14 protein-coding genes and 3 pseudogenes are annotated in these 21,718 nt (G+C 54.5%); 7 read left to right on the top strand and 10 right to left on the bottom strand.

Going from position 1 to position 21,718, the window contains the following annotated elements:
* Positions 1 to 96: 96 nt before the first annotated feature.
* From EHV15_RS25755 to EHV15_RS25770, 4 genes are all read right to left on the bottom strand, one after another.
* Positions 97 to 927 carry an ABC transporter permease gene (locus tag EHV15_RS25755; RefSeq protein ID WP_128635534.1) on the bottom strand — a complete coding sequence of 277 codons (831 nt, stop codon included), beginning with the start codon at positions 925 to 927 and terminating at the stop codon, positions 97 to 99.
* A complete protein-coding gene (locus EHV15_RS25760; RefSeq protein ID WP_425464488.1) occupies positions 881 to 1,684 on the bottom strand; it encodes an ABC transporter ATP-binding protein in 804 nt (267 codons plus the stop codon). The genes EHV15_RS25755 and EHV15_RS25760 overlap by 47 nt, the downstream gene beginning before the upstream one ends.
* Before the next feature lie 405 nt (positions 1,685 to 2,089).
* Positions 2,090 to 3,106 carry an ABC transporter substrate-binding protein gene (locus tag EHV15_RS25765; RefSeq protein ID WP_128635536.1) on the bottom strand — a complete coding sequence of 339 codons (1,017 nt, stop codon included), beginning with the start codon at positions 3,104 to 3,106 and terminating at the stop codon, positions 2,090 to 2,092.
* 382 nt (positions 3,107 to 3,488) lie between these two features.
* On the bottom strand, positions 3,489 to 5,006 hold the full coding sequence (locus EHV15_RS25770; RefSeq protein ID WP_128633751.1) for a carboxypeptidase M32: 1,518 nt from the start codon (positions 5,004 to 5,006) through the stop codon (positions 3,489 to 3,491).
* A 140-nt stretch (positions 5,007 to 5,146) separates the two neighbouring features.
* Here EHV15_RS25770 and EHV15_RS25775 point away from each other — a divergent pair, with 140 nt between their 5' ends.
* The 5 genes and pseudogenes from EHV15_RS25775 to EHV15_RS25795 all read left to right on the top strand — a co-directional run.
* Positions 5,147 to 5,470 carry an iron-sulfur cluster biosynthesis family protein gene (locus EHV15_RS25775; RefSeq protein ID WP_128633752.1) on the top strand — a complete coding sequence of 108 codons (324 nt, stop codon included), beginning with the start codon at positions 5,147 to 5,149 and terminating at the stop codon, positions 5,468 to 5,470.
* Positions 5,471 to 5,498: 28 nt separating this feature from the next.
* On the top strand, positions 5,499 to 6,065 hold the full coding sequence (locus tag EHV15_RS25780; RefSeq protein ID WP_128633753.1) for a beta-class carbonic anhydrase: 567 nt from the start codon (positions 5,499 to 5,501) through the stop codon (positions 6,063 to 6,065).
* Positions 6,066 to 6,117: 52 nt separating this feature from the next.
* Positions 6,118 to 7,299 (top strand): MalY/PatB family protein, encoded by a 1,182-nt coding sequence (locus tag EHV15_RS25785; protein WP_128633754.1) that lies wholly within the window; start codon positions 6,118 to 6,120, stop codon positions 7,297 to 7,299.
* Positions 7,300 to 7,473: 174 nt separating this feature from the next.
* Positions 7,474 to 8,772: an IS110 family RNA-guided transposase gene (locus EHV15_RS25790; protein WP_128631682.1), complete on the top strand. Its 1,299-nt coding sequence runs from the start codon at positions 7,474 to 7,476 to the stop codon at positions 8,770 to 8,772.
* Between the two features lie 419 nt (positions 8,773 to 9,191).
* Positions 9,192 to 9,603: pseudogene (locus EHV15_RS25795) on the top strand (VOC family protein); the annotation flags it as partial.
* A gap of 226 nt (positions 9,604 to 9,829) precedes the next feature.
* Here EHV15_RS25795 and EHV15_RS25800 read toward each other — a convergent pair.
* Together EHV15_RS25800 and EHV15_RS25805 are read right to left on the bottom strand one after the other, a co-directional pair.
* Positions 9,830 to 13,023: pseudogene (locus EHV15_RS25800) on the bottom strand (bifunctional cytochrome P450/NADPH--P450 reductase).
* A 177-nt stretch (positions 13,024 to 13,200) separates the two neighbouring features.
* Positions 13,201 to 14,544 carry an aminotransferase-like domain-containing protein gene (locus tag EHV15_RS25805; RefSeq protein ID WP_128633755.1) on the bottom strand — a complete coding sequence of 448 codons (1,344 nt, stop codon included), beginning with the start codon at positions 14,542 to 14,544 and terminating at the stop codon, positions 13,201 to 13,203.
* A 157-nt stretch (positions 14,545 to 14,701) separates the two neighbouring features.
* Here EHV15_RS25805 and EHV15_RS25810 point away from each other — a divergent pair, with 157 nt between their 5' ends.
* Complete coding sequence (locus tag EHV15_RS25810) at positions 14,702 to 15,721, top strand: DMT family transporter (protein WP_246061780.1); 1,020 nt, start codon at positions 14,702 to 14,704, stop codon at positions 15,719 to 15,721.
* 274 nt (positions 15,722 to 15,995) lie between these two features.
* Positions 15,996 to 16,628, top strand: coding sequence for a nitroreductase family protein (locus tag EHV15_RS25815; protein ID WP_128633756.1), 633 nt, complete (start codon positions 15,996 to 15,998; stop codon positions 16,626 to 16,628).
* Positions 16,629 to 16,731: 103 nt separating this feature from the next.
* Here EHV15_RS25815 and EHV15_RS25820 read toward each other — a convergent pair whose 3' ends face one another.
* The 4 genes and pseudogenes from EHV15_RS25820 to EHV15_RS25830 all read right to left on the bottom strand — a co-directional run.
* A complete protein-coding gene (locus EHV15_RS25820; RefSeq protein ID WP_128633757.1) occupies positions 16,732 to 17,343 on the bottom strand; it encodes an SRPBCC family protein in 612 nt (203 codons plus the stop codon).
* A 74-nt stretch (positions 17,344 to 17,417) separates the two neighbouring features.
* A complete protein-coding gene (locus EHV15_RS25825; protein ID WP_128633758.1) occupies positions 17,418 to 18,389 on the bottom strand; it encodes a helix-turn-helix transcriptional regulator in 972 nt (323 codons plus the stop codon).
* A gap of 215 nt (positions 18,390 to 18,604) precedes the next feature.
* Complete coding sequence (locus tag EHV15_RS38430) at positions 18,605 to 19,036, bottom strand: galactose-binding domain-containing protein (RefSeq protein ID WP_425464489.1); 432 nt, start codon at positions 19,034 to 19,036, stop codon at positions 18,605 to 18,607.
* Positions 19,028 to 21,709: pseudogene (locus tag EHV15_RS25830) on the bottom strand (DUF5695 domain-containing protein); the annotation flags it as partial. The gene EHV15_RS38430 and the pseudogene EHV15_RS25830, both read right to left, overlap by 9 nt.
* Between the last annotated feature and the right edge of the window lie 9 nt (positions 21,710 to 21,718).

Raw genomic sequence — 21,718 nt, forward strand, 5'->3', positions numbered from 1 at the left:
CCTTATGTATGGATTTGCCGCTTATTGTCGATTGTATGAAAATATCCTACTTGATTTCACGCCGGCTTACAATCCCGCAAAAACGAAAAAGGAGCGTTACCGCTCCCGAACCAGCTTCCTTTCGATATACACGACCAGTTGATACATCGCCGTGGCGACGACTGCAATAATGACCAGGCTGGAGATGACCAAGGTAAAGTTAAACACCTGAAACCCGTAAACGATCAAATAACCGAGCCCGATTTTGGCGACGAGGAATTCGCCGACGATGACGCCGACCCAGGCCATGCCGACATTCACCTTCAACGTCGAGACGATGGTCGGAAACGACGCCGGCAAAATCGCCTTCATAAACACGTCGCGCCGCTGGCCTCCAAACGTGCGGATCACCTTGACGAGGTTGGCGTCAACTTCGTTAAAGCTGTTGTACACGACCAGCGTCGTCACGATCACGGTGATCGACAGCGTCGTCACGACGATCGCGGTGAAGCCCGCCCCAAACATCACGATAAAGATCGGCCCTAACGCTACCTTCGGCATGCTGTTGAACACGACCATGTACGGATCAAGCACCTTGGACAGAAAAGGCGACCACCAGATCAGCACGGCGAGCAGCGTCCCGAGCAGCGTGCCCAGCAAAAATCCGACCGCCGTCTCGCCGACCGTCATCGCCAGGTGCGGCCACAGCTCACCGCTCGCCGCATCCTTGAATATTTGCTGCGCCACCTTGGACGGATAGCTGAAAATAAGCACATCAATCCACTTCATCCGGCCGGCAAGCTCCCACCATCCGATAAACAGCAGCAAAAGGAAGATTTGGACCGCCAGCACCATATGGTTTCTTTTGCGCTTTTGCTTGCGGTGCTGGTTCCACTTCTCCCTAAGCAAACGTTCCTGATCCGGCAAACGCGTTGCATCCGCCTGCATCAATGGCCTTCCCTCCTTCTTCCGGTGTTTCGAGATCCCGCCAAATTTCCTGAAACAATTCATTGAATCCCGCTTCCTCCCGCGCATAAAACGGCTGGGCCTCACGGATGTTGTCCGGAACGATATACGTGCTCCGGATTCTGCCGGGCTTTGGGGCCAGCACGATGACCCGGTCGCTGACGGCGATGGCTTCGGACAAATCATGCGTCACGAGCACGCCCGTTTTTTTCCGCTGCTTCAGCGTGCCGGCGACGAGGTCCTCCAGTTGCAGCTTCGTCTGATAATCGAGCGCCGAAAACGGCTCGTCGAGCAGCAGCACTTCCGGATCGGTGGCGAGCGTCCGCACGAGCGCCACCCGTTGGCGCATGCCCCCCGACAATTGGCCGGGGTACAGGCCCGCCGTATCGCCAAGCCCCATCTCGGCCAGCAAATCCCGCGTCATTTGCCTCGTTTCCTGCGTCAAGCGTCCGGTGAGCTCAAGACCGATCACGGCATTGCTGAGGATGGTCCGCCACGGGAACAAATAATCCTGCTGCAGCATATAGCCTACTTTCGGGGTCGGTTTGGTTACCGGCTTGCCGTGCAGCAGCACTTCCCCCCGGGAAGGGGCCAGCAGCCCGGCCATTACGGAGAGCAGCGTGGTCTTTCCGCATCCGCTGGGACCGACCAGGCTGATGAATTCGCCGGATTCCACGGTCAAATTCATCCTTTGCAGGGCTAGCACGGCTTCCCGATCCGTCACGTATACCAGATCCATGTCCTTCAGTTCCAAGACAGGCAACAAAGCGCTCACGCTCCTTTTCCGTGTATAGAGGTAGTTCAAAAAGTCATCTTTTGATCACGAAGTATGTCAGGAAGTGGTCTCGACGTCGAATCTTGAATTCAGCCGGGCCAAGCATATGCTTCCGAAGCATGTTTCCTACGGAAACATTTCAGGTGCTCACGTACCCAAAACGTACGCTCCGCTCCTGACGTCCCTAGCTTCATCCAACCTAAAGCGTTTTGAAAAAACGCACATCGTAAGCATAAGCTTCGGTGCTGAAAAGCTGACTTTTTGAACACGCACTTTAAGGTAGTTCAAAAAGTCCGTTTTGGGCTTCAGTGCTGAAAACCGAACTTTTTGAACACGCACTATATTTGAACACGCATTATAAATGTCGGTTTACCGGCCGGAGGCTGCGGATGCGGATTGTACCGCTTTTTCGGCAAACTCGTTGTCGGCCAGCTTTTCAAGCTCCACCCGTTCGTTTAATTCCCCGGCGCTTTCCATCACGTCAAGCAGGTTGTTCCAGGCATCCTCGGCCAATGCCGGCGTTTCGGCATACGTTCCTTGCTCCAGATAACGCTTGACGGAGCTGGCTAAAATAGCCTGATCCGTGTCTTTAAAGAAAGGCGCGATCGTTGCGGCCGTTTCCTCCGGCGTGTGCTCCTGGACCCAGCGCTGCGCTTTATGGATCGCATTGGTGAATTTCTGTACCACTTGCGGGTGGTCTTTGATATAGCTTTGTTTGGTCATAAACACCGTGTAGGGCAGTTTGCCGCTTTCCGTACCGAAGGAGGCGACGACATGGCCCTTGCCTTCCCGCTCGATGATGGAGGCTTGCGGCTCGAACAACTGGACGAACTGGCCGGTGCCCGAGATAAATGCGGCGGTGATGTTGGCGAAATCGATGTTTTGAATCAGTTCCAAATCTTGATGGGGGTCGATTCCTTGCTTGCGCAGGGTGAACTCGCCGGCCATTTGCGGCATCCCGCCTTTTCGCTGGCCAAGAAAGACGCTCCCTTTCAATTGGTCCCAGTCGAATTCGCCGACATCCTCTCTGGACACGAGGAAAGTTCCGTCCGTTTGCGTCAGCTGGGCAAAATTGATCACCGGATCATCCGAGCCCTGCTGATAGACGTAAATCGACGTTTCTGCTCCGACCAGCGCCACATCCACGGCCCCGGACAGCAGCGCAGTCATCGTTTTATCTCCGCCCGAAGTTGTCTGCAGCTCCACATCGAGCCCTTCTTCCTTAAAAAAGCCTTTTTCAAAGGCGACGTATTGGGGGGCGTAAAAAACGGAACGGGTCACTTCCCCGACCTTTACTTTTTGAGTTTGGCCGCCAGTGCCGCAGCCGCTTAAAGCCGCGCCAAGCAGCAGCACGATGGCCAGCCATAATGCCATACGGCGCTTCATCATCCGCGTTCACTCTCCTTCCAACTTGCCGGATACTTAATAGTATGCTATTGCCCAGCAAAAGGTTAAGGAGCGGAGTGATCCCGGGGCTTGATTGGAAAAAATCCAATTAGATTGTGGGAATTCGGCCGAAATTTTGAGCTCTCATTGGAGAATATCCAATAGATTTCGCTCAAGTCGCCCGTTTTGGGGCTTTCCAAGCCACATCTATTGGAAAAAATCCAATCAGACGGCTGTATTTGCCAACGATTTTCCATTTCTATTGGATATATCCAATCGGCAAAAAACCCCCAATCGCAAATGAATTGGAGGTTTCGCTACTACGAAATTGGAGGTTTCGCCAGTATGGATTGTAGGCTTGCATCGTCCGGCTACCTGCCGTTTACAGCCCGTAGATGCTTTTGAATTTTTGTTCCAGGTAATCGGCCAAATAGTCCGGATTCAACTCTTCCCCGGTCACCGCCTTGATGATCTCCGCCGGCTTGCGGCTTTTGCCGTATTTGTAGATTTTGTCGGTCAGCCATTCCTTGATCGGCTGGAAGTTGCCGGCCTCCACCAGGGCGTCAAGCTCCGGGATTTCCTTGCGCAGCGTGTTCGCGATTTGGGCGGCGTACATGTTGCCGAGCGCATAGGAAGGGAAGTAGCCGAACAGCCCGCCGGACCAATGCACATCCTGCAGCACGCCGACCCCGTCGTCCGGCGGCGTTAAGCCGAGGTACGATTGATACTTCTCATTCCACACTTTAGGCAGCTCGCTGACCGGAAGCCCTTCATTAAACAGCATCTTCTCGATCTCATAACGAATGATGATGTGCAGGTTGTAGGTCAGTTCATCCGCTTCGATCCGGATCAGCGAGTTCTCCGCGCGGTTTACCGCCCGGAAAAACGCCTCTTCCGTCACGCCTTTAAGCTGCTCGGGAAAATGCTGCTGCAAATCGCCAAAATAGCGGTTCCAGAATGGCTGGCTGCGGCCGATGAAGTTTTCCCAGAACCGGGATTGCGATTCGTGAATGCCCATCGACGTTCCCTGCCCCAGCGGCGTTTCGGCGAGCTCCTCGGCCACGTTTTGCTCGTATAACGCGTGTCCGCCTTCGTGCAGCGAGCTGAAAATCGCGCTGGCCACGTCGTTCTGTTTGTAGCTGGTCGTAATCCGCACATCGCCGTGGTTGATCGTCGTTTCGAACGGATGAACCGTTTCGTCAACCCGTCCCGCCTCGAAATCGTAGCCGATTTGCTCCAGCAGGAACAAGCCGAACTTCTCCTGCTGACCTACGTCGTACTGCTGATTCAGAAACGCCGATTCCGGTTTGTTCGCCGCGTTCGTCACCGCTTCGACGAGCGGCACGAGCCGGTCGCGCAGCTGTCCGAATACTTGATCCAGCTTCTCCACGGTCAAATCCGGTTCATACATATGTAACAGCGTATCGTAACGGGTCGCTTTCGGACCCCAATAGTCGATAAATTCCTGGGTTTTCTCCACGATTTGGGTTAAGTAAGGCTCAAAGCCCTGAAAATCGGCGTTTTCCTTGAAATCCTCCCACAGCGTTTCGGCGTGCGCCGTCAGTTCGGTGTACGCCTGGAACTTTTCCGGCGGAATTTTTACGCTCCGGTCATAATCCTCTTTCACGTCCAGCACCATTCTCCGCTGGGTATCGTCCAGTTCGTCCATAACCGCCGGCTGGCTTAAATAGGCGAGATACCCGCCCATTTCCGGCGAAGTCCCCATTTTGAACGCTTCCGTCGACAACAGTCCGATCGATCTCGCACGGGTTTCCGCCCCTTTTCTCGGCGCGCCGGTGCGCAAATCCCAGTTCATCAGCGCGACCGCCTCATCATAGCTCTGAATTTTTTGCAGAAGTCCGCGAAAAAGCTCCCACTTTTCCGCCGTTTCCTGTTTCATGGAAATCCCCACCTTTACTCTAAAATAACTGCTACTCTTGATGATACTTATAACAAACCGTATAATCAAATTTTAAGGCGGGTTTATATAGTTTATTTTTGAGATATTTGACTTCCAGACGAAAAGGAGGCTTAGGCGCAATGAAAGTGACTCTTAATCCGGCGGCGGAAAAGCTTATTTCGGCGTCTCTGGGCGAAACACCGGGCATGCTGCGCATTGTGTACGATACGGAAAACTGCGGCTGCGGCATGAGCGGGGTTCCCGCTCTGCAGATCGTCTCCAAGCCGGGCGATTACGATATCCCTATGGAAAATGACGTTTATCCTTTCTGGATCGATAAGATGCAGGCCGTTTTTTTTGAAGAAGAGCTGACCATAAGCGGCGAGGAAACGACCGGAACCTTCCGGCTTGACGGCAAATCACAGTTTTACAAATCGAATATTCGCCTGATCGACCAGCGGTAATCCAAAATTATTTAAGGAGGCGGGTCCAATGACTCAACTTGACAACATCCTGGAGTTTAACCGGCAATTCGTCGCCGATAAAGAATACGAAAAATATTTGACGGACAAATTCCCCGAGAAAAAAATGGCCATCGTCACCTGTATGGATACGCGGCTCGTGGAGCTGCTTCCGAAAGCGATGAACCTGCGCAACGGCGATGTCAAGCTGATCAAAAACGCGGGAGCACTCATTTCCCATCCCTTCGGCAGCGTGATGCGAAGCTTGCTGGTGGCGATTTACGAATTGCATGCCCAGGAAGTATATATCGTCGGCCATACCGGATGCGGGATGGCGTCGCTCAATTCGGACCGCATGATCGGATCGATGCGCGAACGCGGCATTTCCGAAGACGTGCTGAATACGTTGGAAAATTCCGGCATCAAGCTGAACAAGTGGCTGCGCGGTGTTGACAACGAGAAGGAAGGCGTCATTCAGACCGTCAACCTGGTCAAAAAACATCCACTTCTCCCCGCCGGCGTTCCCGTTCACGGGATGCTGATCGATTCGACGACAGGGGAACTGGAAGTCATCGTCAACGGCTACGAAGAGCAGTAAGCATGCAAATGATCACATCGAAGTGTACGAAGCGGAAAGGGTGTTAACAGAAATGAGCTATCAATTCGACGAACGCACGCAGCGCAAAGGAACATGTTGCGAAAAATGGGATCTCGGCAAAAAGCTGTTCGGCGACCCCGACGTGCTTCCCCTGTGGGTGGCTGATATGGATTTCAAGTGCCCGCCGGCGGTGATCGACGCGGTCACCGAGCGGGCCAAGCTTGGAATCTACGGATATACGTTTAGACCTCAGGAATATCTGGAGGCGATTATCAGCTGGTTCGGCAGACGTCACGGGTGGCAGCTGAACGCCTCCTGGATCACCAATACTCCCGGGGTCGTTCCTGCGCTAAGCGTCGCCGTTCAGTCGCTGACGGAACCGGGGGAGGACGTGATTTTGCAGTCCCCGGTTTATAACCCCTTTTACGATGTGATCGTGAAGAACGGACGCAAGGTGGCCGAAAATCCGTTGGTTTTGGAGGACGGCGGCTACCGGATGGATTACGGGCATCTGGAAAACTTGATGCGGCAAGGCGCCAAGCTGATGCTGCTCTGCAACCCGCACAATCCCGGCGGACGAGTCTGGACGAAAGCGGAATTGGAACGGTTGGGAGAGCTTTGCGGCCGCTACGGGGTGAACGTCGTTTCGGATGAAATCCATTGCGATCTCGTGTTCCCCGGCAACCGCCATTATCCGTTCGCCTCGTTGTCGCCGAAGCATGCGGACATGACCATCACTTGCCTGGCGCCGTCCAAAACGTTTAACATTCCCGGACTGGCCAGCTCGTACACCGTCATTTCCAACCCGCAGCTGCGGCAAAAATTCACCGACCGGATCGACGCCTTGGCCATCGGGGCGATGAATTACTTCGGCCCTTCGGCCACGATCGCGGCTTATAATGAAAGCGAAGATTGGCTGGAAGCGGTGTTGGAATACATCCGGGCCAACCGGGATTTTGCGGTCGGTTTCTTGGCCGAGCGTCTGCCGATGCTTACCCCTGTCCGCTCGGAGGGAACCTACCTGCTCTGGATCGACTGCCGCGCTTTAGGACTTGACGGAGCCGCGTTGAAACAGCTGATGTACAGGGACGCGAAGGTCGCCTTTACCGAAGGCTCCCTCTACGGGCGGAACGGCGAAGGTTTCCTGCGCGTCAACCTCGCCTGCACGCGCGAGCTGCTGACCGAAGCGCTGGAGCGGTTCGCCGCGGCGGTGGCGGAAATGCGAACGAAATAAATGCCAATAGAAGAACCTGGCCTGCCGCCAGGTTCTTTATGCGATCCGCGATATAGTACAAGGAGCCATTCCTGTAATGAAGTAATTTGCCCCTTGAAAAGAAAAAGCGCCTCCTGTATGCTGGGTCTCGGAATGGTGGCCATTCACTGCCCTAATTGAAGGAGGACGCTCTACATGAAGTATAAGCTGAAACAGAAAAAGAATCAACGAATTACACGAATTACCGAATCGACACTGGTCGTCGGAGCGGATATCGCCAAGAAGATTCATGTGGCTCGTGCAGTAGATTTCCGTGGCATTGAGCTTGGAAAAGACTGCGTGTTTCATAATAGCCAGGAAGGGCTGACGAAGCTGGCGACGTGGATGAAGGAGCTCGGGCAGACACACGGCAAGACGGACATCATATTTGGCATCGAGCCTACTGGACACTACTGGTTTCCGTTAGCAGCCTTCTTACAGGATCAAGGGATTCAAGTCGTAGTGGTAAACCCGCATCATGTCAATAAGTCGAAAGAGCTTGAAGATAACTCACCGACGAAGAGTGACTACAAGGATGCAAAAGTCATCGCAAAACTCATTCGGGATGGGAATTACTCCGAACCGAAGTTGCCGACGAAGGAATTCGCAGAACTGCGGATCCTGATGAACCTCCGCGAGAAGGTATCGGACAGTCTAACTCAAGTCAAAAGCCGCATCGGCAATTGGTTTGATCGATTCTTTCCGGAGTACGCAAAAGTGTTTAAAAACTGGAGTGGCAAGGCATCGTTCATGACCATGCGAGCCTTCCCGTTGCCTGCTGATATCGTCGCCAAGGGCGCTAGAGACGTCCTAGCGCATTGGAAGACGGAAGTCAGGCGTGGCGTTGGAATCAAGCGGGCAGAAGCGCTTTACGCTGCAGCAAGCGTCTCCATCGGTCTGACAGAAGGCATCGTTGCCGCCAGGCTGGAACTAAGTACGCTACTGTCGCAGTTTGACCTGTTTAACGAGCAGCTTGAAACGATTATGCATCAAGTGGCCGGAATTTTGGAGGGCATTCCAGGAACGACAGAAATGCTGTCTGTACCCGGAATCGGCGTTCTGACCGTAGCCGGATTTCTAGCCGAGGTTGGAGATCTGAATCACTACGATCACGGTCAGCAGATCATTCGTCTGGCGGGCCTTAATCTGATGGAAAACAGTTCAGGCATACGGAAAGGACAGACAGGCATAACCAAGCGAGGGCGATCACGCCTACGGGCGCTGTTGTTCCGAGCGGTGATGCCGCTGGTTGCAAAGAATCCGGAGTTCCAAGCGCTTCACCGGTATTACACGACGCGGAGCCAGAACCCGCTGAAGAAGAAGCAATCTCTCATTGCCCTATGTGGAAAACTCATACGGGTGCTTTATACCCTGGGAACAAAGCAAAGAATGTATAACGCCAACGATGTCATGGGCCCCGTTAGGCAAGCCCAGCTGCAACAATTGGCTGCATAAAGTCAAGGAAGCAATCACCCTGCAATATCGCTTATTCACATGTGTACAACTAGACAACGGAAGCACCGGAGAAGCCGACGCACGACACACCGTAAGGGCAACGACCCTGTAAAGGAGCGAGAAACGGCATCCACCCCTTGAGAGGTAGAACGAAGGAATGTAAGGGCATAGACCCAGTGTGACATGGGAGGGTGAACCCCAAGGGCGGAATGTGGAGATCCATTGTGCGATCATAACCAATTATCTACAGTTTTGGAAACGAGAAGATCCTAAGCTCTGTTCCCGCCTACGCTCTTACAGAAAATCGTGGTGTAGACTATATTCTCCACCAGTATCTCTTACACTGTCAAAGTTGAAATATTGAGAATGAACGAGAAAACAGGAGAAGTTATTACTTTATAGTGGGAGGTTCAATTCATATGAAACCGCGTATTACAGTTATTACGATCGGCGTGGATGACCTGGAAAAATCGGTGAAGTTTTACCGCGACGGTCTGGGTTTCCCGACCGAAGGCATTGTCGGACAGGAGTTTGAGCATGGCGCCGTGGCGTTTTTCGACCTGGAGGTCGGGAATCCGGCTCGCCCTGTTCAGCCGCAAAAATCTGGCCCATGATGCGCAAATTCCCCAAACCGCGGCCAGCCCTAGCGAATTTTCGCTGGGCCACAACGTAAGCAGCAAGGAAGAAGTGGACCGGATCATGCAGGAAGCCGAACAGGCTGGCGCCACCATCACCCTGCCGGCGCACGACACGTTTTGGGGCGGGTATTCGGGTTATTTCCAAGACCCCGATGGCCATCTGTGGGAGGTTGTCTGGAATCCGGCTTGGGAGAATGGGAAGAAGGACGACCCGCTGGAATCAACTGCAAAAGTGCATTCTATTTTCCCTAAATCACCATTTTAGAGCGATTGAAATGCAAAAGTGCATCTCATTTTGGGCTATACGATAAAAAAGTAACTTTTGACCGGAAATGAACAGCACATTTACATTTGAACCACCGATTTAGAGGTGTTTCGACAAAAACCGCCTGCACTTTTGCATCTCGTGGGATTTTCCCCTATACCCCGGTCCAAACATCCTTGGCGTACCGCCCTTTCACATTTAAGCTCTCCAGCCATTTCTTCGCTTCCTCCTCCCCTTTCCTTTTCACCTTCCGGTAGGACTGAAGCAGGCGGGCTTCCACATCCGGCGCCATGCGGCTGCCGTCCCCGCAAATATACAGATGTCCGCCGCTCTCCAGCAAGGAAATCACTTCCCCGGCATTTTGTTCGATCAGGTCCTGAACATACGTTTTCGGGACGCCTTCTTTCCGGGAGAACGCCTTATAGAGCGAAACGATTCCGTCGCGCACATAACCCTCCAGCTCATCCCGGTAAATAAAATCGGCCTCGTTCCGGCAGCCGAAAAACAACATGGCGCGTCCAAGCTGTCCCCCTCCCGCTTGAGCGCCGAACGCGCCTGAAGGAAACCGCGGAACGGCGCCAGCCCGGTTCCCGGCCCAACCATGACGATTGGCGTTCCGGGATCATCCGGCAACCTGATCCCGGAAGCCGGCGTCCGGATAAACATGACGACGCGGTCCCCCGGTTTGGATTCCGCCAAATAATTGGACGCTACCCCGCGGTATTCGCCCTGCCCGCTCCAGGCCGGCCCTCGAACGACTCCCACGGTGATGCTTGCCGTTTGCGGAGAAATTTTCGGCGAACTGGAGATCGAGTAATATCTCGGCTTGAGCGGAGGCAGCAGTTCCATAAAACGTTCAAACGGAATTTCGCACGCTGCGTATTTTTCCAGCAAATCGAGCATCGTGACATGGCGTTTAAGGACCTGCGCTGTGTAGTTTTCCCCTTCCAGCAGCTGCTCAAGTTCGCGTTTATGGGGCGGACATGCCGTATAGGAGGCCAGCTCGCGAATTTGCGCCCGGGTTGCCGGCTCCTGGAGCTCCACGCAATGCGCCAAAAGATCGCGCAAGTTCACCGGCCGGTCCAAGGGGAAATGGGCCGCGCTGAATCCGCTGGCCGTCATGATCACTTGATCGCTCCCGCTTAACCCGAACCGCTTCAGAATTCGGCCGGTTTGCACGCCGCTGTTTTCCGGGAGCACGCCCAGATGATCGCCTTCGTTGTAGCCGAGTCCTTCCGGCAGGGACAGCTCGATATGCCGGGTACTGCGTTCGCTGGCTGCGGCCTGCAGCTCCCGGTTAAGCGTTACCGCGGCGGAAACCGCTTCATAGGACTGCACCAGCGGCGAGTCCGCCAAATCGCTTACGAAGCGGATGCTTAACGTGCTCCGCTCCCTTTCGGCATTCGGATTCAAAGCGAGCCCGAAAAAGTCCATCGCCTCACCCCACATCCGCGCTTCCCACGCTTCGCGCTGCTGCTCGAAATCGCCGCTGGCGTCGGCTTCGCCGCGTGCCGAAAAACGTTTCGCCCCCTTGAGCTCCATTTGTTCATCGATAAATTTCGGCACATGCTGATATGTGCTCGCCCAGTTGCGGTCGCCGCAGCCGAACACCGTATAATTGACGCCCGCAAGGCCCTCTGGCTCCACTTCCTCCAGCCATTCCACGAACTGCCTGGCGTTCGCCGGAGGTTTGCCGTTATACGAGGCGGCCACGATAATGACCGCCCCTTCTTTGGGCAGATTCCCAATGCGCTCGTTTAAAGGCTGGGTTTCGCTGCGGACCCCATGCAGGCGCGCCAGATCGGCCAACTCCCGGGCGATCCCTTCCGCCGTTCCCATATCCGAACCGTAGAGGACCAGGAGCGGACGGTCGTTGACCCCCACCAGCGCCGCCGGCCGGGGCGTTTCCGCTTGCTGCTTTTGAAGCGGTCCTTTGCCGTTTTCCTTGACGGGAAGCACATTCCCTGTAAGGTTGGCTACAGTCGGACGCGGGGCCACCCGAATTGTGAACCCTTCCGGTTTTAACGTCAACGTCTGTTTGACCTTGAGCTGATAATTCGTATGATCGATGAGCTCGAACCGCTGCAGAATCATCCCGAGGACAAGCGCCGCTTCGTGAAGGGCGAATTGCCGGCCGATGCAGGCCCGCTGCCCGTTCCCGAACGGCTTGTAGGCATCGTGCGGTATTTTGTGCGGATCTTCGAACCGCTCCGGGCGGAATTGTTCGGCGTCCTCTCCCCAAGCCTCCTTGTCGCGGTGCAGCTTCGGCAGGATGACCGCGACCGTTTCGCCCTTCTTGATCGCATATTTGCCGCCGATCACGGTGTCCTCCTTGGCAAACAGGCCGATTTGCGGGGCGGTCGGCCACAACCGCAGCGATTCGTCCAACATCATGCGGATATAGTTCAGCTTCCGCACCTGCTCGTAGCTGGGGACGGGATCCGTTAAAACTTGATCCACCTCTTCATAGGCTTTCTTCAGCACATCCGGATTTTTCAGCAGAAAATAGATCGAAAACGACAGCAAGCCGCTTGTCGTCTCATGCCCGGCGATGAGGAAGGTGATGATCTGAAAGCGGATGTTTTCGTCATCCAGCAGCTCCCCGGTTTCCGGATCGGCGGCGCTGAGCATCCGGGCGAGCAAATCGGTGCCGCCCTGCTCCCCGCTCGCCTTGCGTTCGGCAATGATGCGGTCGACCAGGGAAAACATCGATTGGATGTCGCGCTCGTATTGGCGTTTTTTCTTCACCATTAATTTGTTCTGGATCGGCAGCCGGCTCGAATAATGCATCGCTTCGTCGAGCGCGTTCACCATGCTGACGATAAACGGATTCGGCGTTTCCCGGTAGTAGCTGTTGAACCGGTAATCGAATCCGCATAAACCGATCGTATCCAGCGTAAGCCGGGTCATATCCTCCGGCACATTGATGCTGTCGTCGGGGTTCAGCCGGGCCCATTTTTGCACGAGCTGCAGGGCGATATCGACCATGCGCGCATGGTACCCCTTCATCGCCGCCTGACTAAAAGAAGGGATGAGAATATGATGCGCTTTGGCCCAATTCGGCTCCTTCGTCAGGCTCGTAAACAAGCCGTCGCCGGCAAAATCACGCACTTTCATTAAATGGCCGATGCTTTTGTCAAAACGCGATTCATCGCACACCTCAGCCACAAGTTTATGCCCGGATACGGCAATAAAGGACCGGCCCAATATCTCGAACCGGTAAATCGGTCCGAACTCGTCGGCCAGTTTGGCAAAGGATAAGGTAGGCAAATCTTTATCGATCAAAGGCAGGTTGCCGAGCGCCCCATAGGTTTTGGGCTGGGGAATCGGTTCTAGATGCTGATCCATCGGGAACGAACACTCCTTCTTGCTTTAGGATTGCCGGAAACTATTTATTTTGAACAACCTCTTATAGGTTGATAAATTTCCCATTTTATTATTCAGCAAGAACGGGGTTCCTATAGCAATAGCGGCTGAAGCCCATTGGAATAATATCGGTGCGAATGGCTTACGGCTCTAGGGTCCCTATCTTCCGTACGCCCTAGCGGCTTCCTCCACAATCAACCTGACGCCCGTATCGATTTGCGCCAGCGGCACCCTTGAAATGCTGATCCGCAAAAATTTCTCCCTCGCCAGATAGTCCGCCAAATAAAACGCTTTGCCGGGCAGCACCAGGATATTTCTGGCCGACAGCCGCTCCGTCAAACGTTCCAAATTGACCTGCTGGGGCAGTTGCAGTTGGGCGAACATGCCCGAGGTGACGTCCGGAACCCGGACCAGTCCCGTTTCGGCATGCCGCCTGACCGCCTCCAACAACGTGCGAATCCGCTCGGAATACCGGTCGTATAAGGTTTGCTTGTGGCGTTCGTACATTCCGTTTTTGATATACACCTCCAGCGCGGCCTGGGACAACAAAGAGGTGTCGCTGTAATTTTTATAGACCCGGAACCGTTCCAGAAGCTCGCTTGGCAGCACCGCGACGCCCAATCGCAGCCCCGGAAAAACGACCTTGGAAAAGCTTTTCAAATAAACGACGCGCGAGGCGCTGTCGTACGCATGGATCGGGTGATACCCCCGCTCATCTCCCAGATCGGCCATATAGTCGTCCTCAACGACGTATACGTCGTATTTTTCGGCCAATTTGGCGATAGCCTTTCTTTGCTCCGTGCTTAACGTCGTCCCCAGCGGGTTGTGATTGCGGGACATGGTGTAAAAAAATTTGATCCCGCCGCTCTTGAACCGCTCCTCCAGCTCGCTTAAATCGATCCCTTCCGCAGTACGTGCGATTCCTTGTACGGGGATGCCCTCCGCCGCAAGAAAGCGCAAATAAATATCATAGCTCGGCTGCTCGACCAGGATGGCCATCTTTCCGTTCGGAAAAGGCATTTTCGCCAAAATTTCCAGCGCCTGCTGCACGCCGGAGGTCACGGCGATATGTGCCATCTTGGCGAATACCTGGTTGCCGGCCAAATGGGAAACCAGCGTTTGCCGCAGCTTCTCCATCCCTAGCGGATCTCCATAGGTGAAAAGCTGGGCCCTGTACGTATCGATCGCTTTGTTGAGGCAGTGCTGGAAATCAAGATAGGGAAACAGGTCGATATCCGGCGACGCCGACGTAAAATCGATCGTGGTGCTATCGCCGCTTGTCCGCGCCGCTGCAGAGTGCCCGACCACGTAAAACCCGCTTTGCGCCACGGAGTATATCGCATGCCGCTTTTCCAGCTCCGCATAGGCCCTGATGATCGTGCTGCCGCTGCATTCGTAATCCTGGGCCGCCTTGCGCACCGACGGAAGCTTTTGCCCCGGGCGATACCGGCCTGCGGATATTTTCCGTTCGATATCGGACAGAATCGACATGTATTTTTTCACGTTATCTCTCCCCTCCTCCTGCTGCTGGTGCCGGTCTTCCGAACTGTATCGGTACAGTTTAGAAAAATCGTGATTTTTCAGATCGCTGATTCATTATACCATTGCTGTCAGGATGACTGTTCGCGAACATGATCCAAACTAGAGCTTACAAAGGAGGTTGTCCGATATCGAACCCAAAAACCGAACTCTTGCTTATTTTTGCGCCTTCGCCAACGCCGCGATTATCGGCTTCTCTTTTCTGTTTACGAAAATCGCGCTGGAAGTCGCGGGTCCGGTCGATACGCTGGCGTTCCGCTTTGCCGTTTCGTTTGCGGCGATGTCGATTCCCGTGGCCCTGGGCCTGATCAAGCTTCGTTTTCGCGGCAAGCCGCTCTTTCGGGTGATTTTATTGGCGGCGTTCTATCCTCTAGGGTTTTTCCTGTTTCAAACGTTTGGTCTGCAGCACGCCACCTCTGCGGAGGGAGGCATTATGTATGCTTTTACGCCGGTGTTGACGATGGTGTTGGCCTACGTCTTTTTGAAGGAAACGACGACCTTGGTCCAGAAACTGGGGATCCTTCTCTCCGTATTCGGCGTTGTGTTCATTTTTGTGATGGGGAACGGCCGCATTGACTTGGGAAACATGGGAGGTCTTTTATTGCTGTTCTTTTCCGGTCTTGCGTTTGCCGGATACAGCGTGCTGGCAAGATCGCTGCTGAAGCTTTACAGTCCTTGGGAGATCAGCTATCTGACGCTCGGCATCGGCTGCATCGTTTTTCTGGCCGTTTCGGTGGCCCAGCACGCCTCCGCCGGAACGCTCGGGAACTGGCTTGCGCCGCTCGGGAGCGGCAGCTTTGTCCTGTCGGTCGGTTATCTTGGCGTGATGTCTTCGCTCGTCACCGCGCTGACCGCGAATTACGCGTTGTCCAAGCTCGAAGCCTCCCGGGTGAGCGTCTTTTCCAACTTGTCGACCGTGGTGTCGATTGCGGCCGGGGCGATCGTTCTCGGCGAGAACGTGACCGTGTATCATGTGATCGGCTCGCTGCTGATCATCGCCGGCGTGACGGGGGCGAATCTCTTGAGCGCCAAAAGCAAGGGCGAAACAAGCAGGGGCGGAAACAACAAGGGTGGAAAAAGCAAGATCGAAAACAACAAGTCCGAAAAATCCGCGGTTCGCTCGGGAGGCGAAGCAACTTAACCAATCTGCACCACCCTTTGGATTCTAACGGACACCAGCGCCGTTATTTCAGCGAAAACGGGAGCATTCGGGATGTAACGGACACCAGAGACCTTATTTGGCGGTTCAGCGCTCATTTTGAGCCTTTTTGGGGCAAATAAGAGCACTCATGTCCGTTAGAATTTCAAACTCCGTCTTTTCGGACAAATATGGGCGCTACGGTCCGTTAGCGGGCCGGGGCTTGGAGACTCCGGCATGTTTATAAAGAAAAATTTACAACTAAGGAGTGGATTTGATGACATCCACAGTACAAGCCGACTTTTTTACCGTTTTGCGGGAACGCCATGCGGTCAAGCACTTTGATCCTGCACATAAGCTGAGCGAAAGCGAAATTACCTTTCTTCTTGAGATGGCGGGGAGCGCCCCGTCGGCCTGGAATCTTCAGCCCTGGAAATTTCTTGTGATCGCCGATCCAATGCTCCAAGAGAAGCTGCTCCCCGTTGCGTACGGTCAGCGGCAGGTGGTGAAAGCTTCCGCCGTGATCGCTGTCCTGGGAGACCTTGAGGCCTATCGTGACGCGGAAATGATTTTGAGCCGCGACGTAGCTGCCGGACTGATGCCGGAAGAAGTCAAAGCAAACCTGATCGGTCAAATCGAAGCGGCCTATTTGAACAACCCGCAAGTTCCCCGGGACGAAGCAATCCGCAACGCTTCCCTTGCCGCCATGCAGCTGATGCTCGCCGCCAAAGCGATCGGGTACGACACCTGCCCGATGGGCGGTTACGATCCCGCCGCATTAATCGAGGCGTTTAACATACCGTCGCGTTATATCCCCGTGATGCTCGTCGCAGTCGGGAAAGCGGCCCAGCCCGCCCGGCCTTCCACCCGTTTGCCCGCCGAACAGACTATCGTTTGGGACGGTTTCTGACCAGTAAGAGAACCCCCTGCAAAGTTGCAAGGGGTTCCATTTTAACTCTTGGCGGAAGCGATACCCGAATAGCAGGCATTCGGACATTGCTAACGCGGCCCCTCTAAGGAGCCTCTTCCAACTGCTGCTTGAGCTCAGCAAGCACGTTTTCCCAGTGGCGTTTCATCATGTCCCGGATAAAAACATCCTCCAGCATTTCCTGGTGGATCGAAACGGTCGTTTTGCCGGGATTCGTCGATAGTACATAAAGCTGCAAGCGGGAAAACTGGTCCCACTCCGGGCGTTTCCAGGTCAAACGCAACTTATGGTAAGGCTTGACCACCGTTATTTTACCGGACACCCCTTCTTTTGACGTAAATTCATGCCCCACCTCCAGTTTGAACGACGAGACATCCCCGATCCATAATGGCAACCCTGCGGAAGTCGTGAGAAACTCCCAAACCTGTTCCTTTGAAGCGGCCAACGTCCTTCTGACCCCGATCTGCACGCCCGCATCCTTGGTCGTCCCGACAGGGACTCGTCCCATTAACGGAGCGTACATCGTGGCGATCCATTCACTCCAATCTTCCGACACGTGATGCTGCTCGTGAATTGCCTGTTTAATTTGCTCATGCGACCATCCCGGATCAACCGTACCTTCCAGCGCCGCGACCCAATCCTCCCACGATCTTCCCGTGGCCTTTCTGATTTCTTCCTTGAAAATAGAGCTTACCATCCCTTCACCCCCGGCCTTCTGATTCTCCTACATTATAAAGTTAAACCCTGACAGAATCGGTCAGTTTAAAAAAATTATGATCGATGATGATCAAGCAGCGAGGCCGTGATCTCGACCAGGCATGTCCGCAATTCCTCGGGTTCGATGATGCGGATTTTGCCGCCAAACGTCAATAAATAATAAGGAAGCTGGGTGTACAAGTTCAATTCGTCCAGCCGGAAATGCGCGCGGTGCTCTGTCCGTTCCGCCAAAGCGCGGCCCATCAGCCAATGCCCGCACAGATCGTCCAACGCCTGGGGATTTCCTTCGATAATGACCGAAACCAGGGAACTCCCGTCCGGCTCCGGATCCGAATCCGGCAGCAGGCTGTCCAGCAAAAAATCCCGTGCCGAAAAATGCGGCGGACGTTCAAACTCGTTCCCGATCCGTGCCAATCCACCGATTCGGTCGACGCGGAAGCTGCGGATTTCTTCACGCAAATGGCAGTAACCGACGACATACCATTTGCCCTTCCAATGAACGAGACCGTAAGGGTCCATGAGCCGCTTCGTCCGGGAACCGTCATATCCGGTCCGGTAGATGATTTCAAGGCTGAACTGCCGCTCGATGCAAAGTTCGAGTTCGGTTAATACGGGGATCCGGGAAGCCGTGGAAGGCTGTTGTATCACCTCAAGGCGGGTTTCGTGACGCTCCAGGCGTTCAAGCTGATCCGGGGTCGCATAGCGCTTTATTTTGGACAAGGCCCGATCGAGCGCCGATTCAAACGGATAACCCGCTTCCCGTGCGAAGGCTGCGGCATGAACAAGCGCTTTTTGCTCCTCGGCGTCAAAAAACAAGGGTTCCAGTTTAACCCGATCGGGAATATAGTAACCTCCGTCGCGACCCGTTTCCGAAACGATAGGAACGCCGGATACGCATAAGGCATCGATGCAGCGATAGATGGTGCGAACATGCACTTCCAATTCTTCCGCCAGCTGGTGTGCCGTCACACGCCCCCTTGATTTCAGCAGCCATAAAACCGCCAGCATATTGTCCGCTTTCGGCATATTCGCCTTCCTCCAATCCGTGACTCATTAGTCAACCTTGTCAGCTATCAAGATAAATGTCCTGCTTTTTCTAAAATTTATTATGTCATCCAGACACAATCTAGTCTATAACGCCGCATACATTAAGCAAGGCTGCCCCTCAGCTACAGGGCAGCCTTGCTTAACGCTTTCCTATCGGTTCACAACGGTGCCGTTGAGCCTACTCTTCCCGCCTTTCAAGACCCGTACACCCTCCAGCTTTGGATGCCGGTGGATGTCGTTGCTTTGGCGGCGATGTTCAGCCGGATCTTGTTTGTCGTCACCGGCGTGAACGTGGTTGTGTTGTACTGGTTGGGCGATACGCCGTAACCCGACGCGCCGCTAACGTTCACCCATGCCGAGCCGTTCCAATACTGGATCGTGTAGGACGCTGGCAGGTCGATGCCCTGATCGTCGTCGAACCAGTACACATCCATCCGGTCGATCGTATAATTTTGATTCCAATCGTATTGCACCCACTGCGTGGTGTTCGGGTTGTCCCAATTGCCGTAAACGGGATGGCCCCGATCGGCCGAACTGGTCGGCGTATACCCGTCATTCAGTCCGGACAGGCTCTCCCACGGCGAAACGTAAGAGGTTGATGCCGTGGCCAGCGGCGCCACATCCACCGGACCCTCGGGATCGCCGTCCTTCTGCAGCTTGATATCGTAGGTGGCGGCCGCACCGATATTCAGGCTGACGATCGTAGGCGCTCCGTTCGCCGCGGTTACGCTGCCGACAACGCCATCGTTGATCAACACATTGTAGGAGCCCGGCGCCAAACCGTTAAAGGTAACTTTCGTCGTATGGGCGGTTCCGGGCGTCGCGTTTTTCAGCGAGAAGTTGACGTAATCCTTGGCGGTAGCTACCGTGGCTGTCGTATACGTGTCCCGCTCCAGCGCCATGCTGAGCTTTTCCGTAATCAGATTCAGCTTTTGGAATACGCCGTCCTTCGGAACGACGACATAGTTGTCCCCGTTCTTCGTCACCTCGGCCCCATAGCCGTACAATCCGAACAGCGGATCGACCGCTACGTCGGCGCTCAAAATCTTGATCGCGCCCCACAGCCCCAAGTCGGCTTCGCCGGACATGCCGCGCCAGCCGTTAAACAGCGGCCCGCCCCCGACGCCCAGCGCCCCGTGGTTGCCTTTGGTCATTTGATACGTCCATGCGACCGCCCCGATATCCGCCGGGTCCGAGCTGATTTGCCCGGAATTGATCGCGCTTAAGTTGCCGAGCTTCGAGGCATAGGTCAAACGCTGCTCGACCTCCGGATTGGCCGAATGATTGCGTACCCAGTCATCCATCGCATAGCCTTGCAGCGCAACGGTGTACTGGAAGTTCCACCACGGCTCCCCGGTAATCGTCACCGGCACGGAGTAGAAGTACCACAGCGGCATAGCCCCGCGCGTCGCCCGCACCTTTGTGTTGATTTTGCCCATCATCGACAGGTTGTTGTTCATTTTGGCCAAGGTGTACACCGACTCCTCCCCGGTGTTGTCGTAGTTGTACTCGGAGCCGTACGGGTAGGTTGTGTTTTTGAAATTGTTGTATTTGGTGTTCATTTTGCTGACGATGTCATTGGCCTGGGAAGTGTAGCCTTCCTCTCGCAGCGCTTTGATGATCTCGGGTGTCGACATCTCTCCCATCAAGCCGGTGTTCCAGTTGTAAGCGACCGGTCCGTCGTAAAGCGCCTTAAAAATATTGTAGGCGCGCAGCAAATAGGTTGTGCGCGGGTGAATGTAATCGACCATGTCCGGGTACATTTTGGCGAGCTTGTACATGCTGAAATATGTGTTGTAGACATGCGGATAAGCGTAGCCCCGGTACGTCGGCGTCGTGTTCGGCTCCGGCATCAGGAAATCATGAATCAGATAATCCTCATGATGGCCGTTCATCAAGTTGGTCCAAATCGCTGTTTCCAAATACTTGTCCACCGCTTCGATTTCCGTGGCGACCGGTTTCTGCACGTTTTTCTCGGCCAGGAACTGCCCGTGCGTCAGCCCCCAATCGTCGCCCCAGCCCCAATAACCGTTAAACACGTTGCGGCGGGAGTTGGATTGCATCATCCAGTCGTCGAACACTTTGTCGCGAATATCGCCCGGTACGTTCCACTGCTGGTTGTTCACCATAAACGTGGCATGGCGCTGCAAAGCGTTGGCGACCGGTTCGATCGCGTAAAACTGCAGCACGGTTTTTTCGCCGTTGCCGTAGTTGACGGTAATATCGTTTTGCCCCAGCCGGCTTAAGGTTAACGAATACAAACGGTGGCCGCCCGGCGCGGTCCCGAGCGGAGTGATCGTCGTTTGCGACGGATATTGGGCGACGATCGAGCCCACCGGTTTCGTGGTCCGCAGGCTGAATTTCGCCGTCTGGTCGGTCGGCACGATCATCCCCGGCACGACGGTGAAGTCGATCAGTCCTTCCGCGTACAGCCGGTCCTTTACCGCTTGTTCATTTGCCGCCTTGAAAAATTTGAAGGTGTACGTCTTGCTGGCACCCGGCGCCAGCACCAAGCTTGTGTTTGGCAAATACCCGCGGTTCGTGCTTTTGATCACGTTGGAGTGGATGTAGAACACGGTCAGCCCTTCGGGCCAGCCGCCCTCATCGGCCGCCCATTTGCTGCCCGGGTGCTCTTCAACGCGCCAGTTGTCCATATACTCGAACCCGGCTCCGGTCGAAGCATCCGGCACCATCAGCAGCGTATTACCGATCCCGCTCGGCCGCTGCACGGTAATGTAGGAATTGTTGTTTGCTACGTTGGAATGAGTGACGACCCGCGACTCGTAGATCTGCTCGCCCCCTCCTGCGGACCAGTATTCATTGAAGGGAAGCGGAAGACCGAAGTCTCCGATTTCGAGCGTCTGATTGCTGGTATTGGTTACCGTGATCGACCAGCGCAAATGGTCGTTTTGGAGAGCGTAGGACTCGTCCACTTTGAAGTTGCGAATGCCCTCCGCATTGCTGGAGTTCTGATAAGTTATGTTTACCGTGTTGCCGGATTGGTTTTGCGTCCGCCCGTCCGCCGAACGGTTGGTCCAGGCCTTCGTCCAGGAACCGCTTCCCAGCCGATAGGTAAACATCAGCTCGCCAACCCATTGATGGTCGGATGTGTTCTGCTGTGGAGCGTTGGTGGCGTTCATCACGTAATTGGTCGGGAAGCTGTCCCCGACGATTTGCAGGTTCGTGATTTCTCCATGGTTTCCGGTCGTAACTTGAAACTCACTGTTTGACAACGTATAGGCCGAGGCCGCTTTCGGAATTGCCACTGCCAGCGCGCTGGCGACAAACAATCCGAGCATCAACTTCAA

The organism is Paenibacillus oralis (genome assembly GCF_003863965.1).
GTDB lineage: Bacteria > Bacillota > Bacilli > Paenibacillales > Paenibacillaceae > Fontibacillus > Fontibacillus oralis.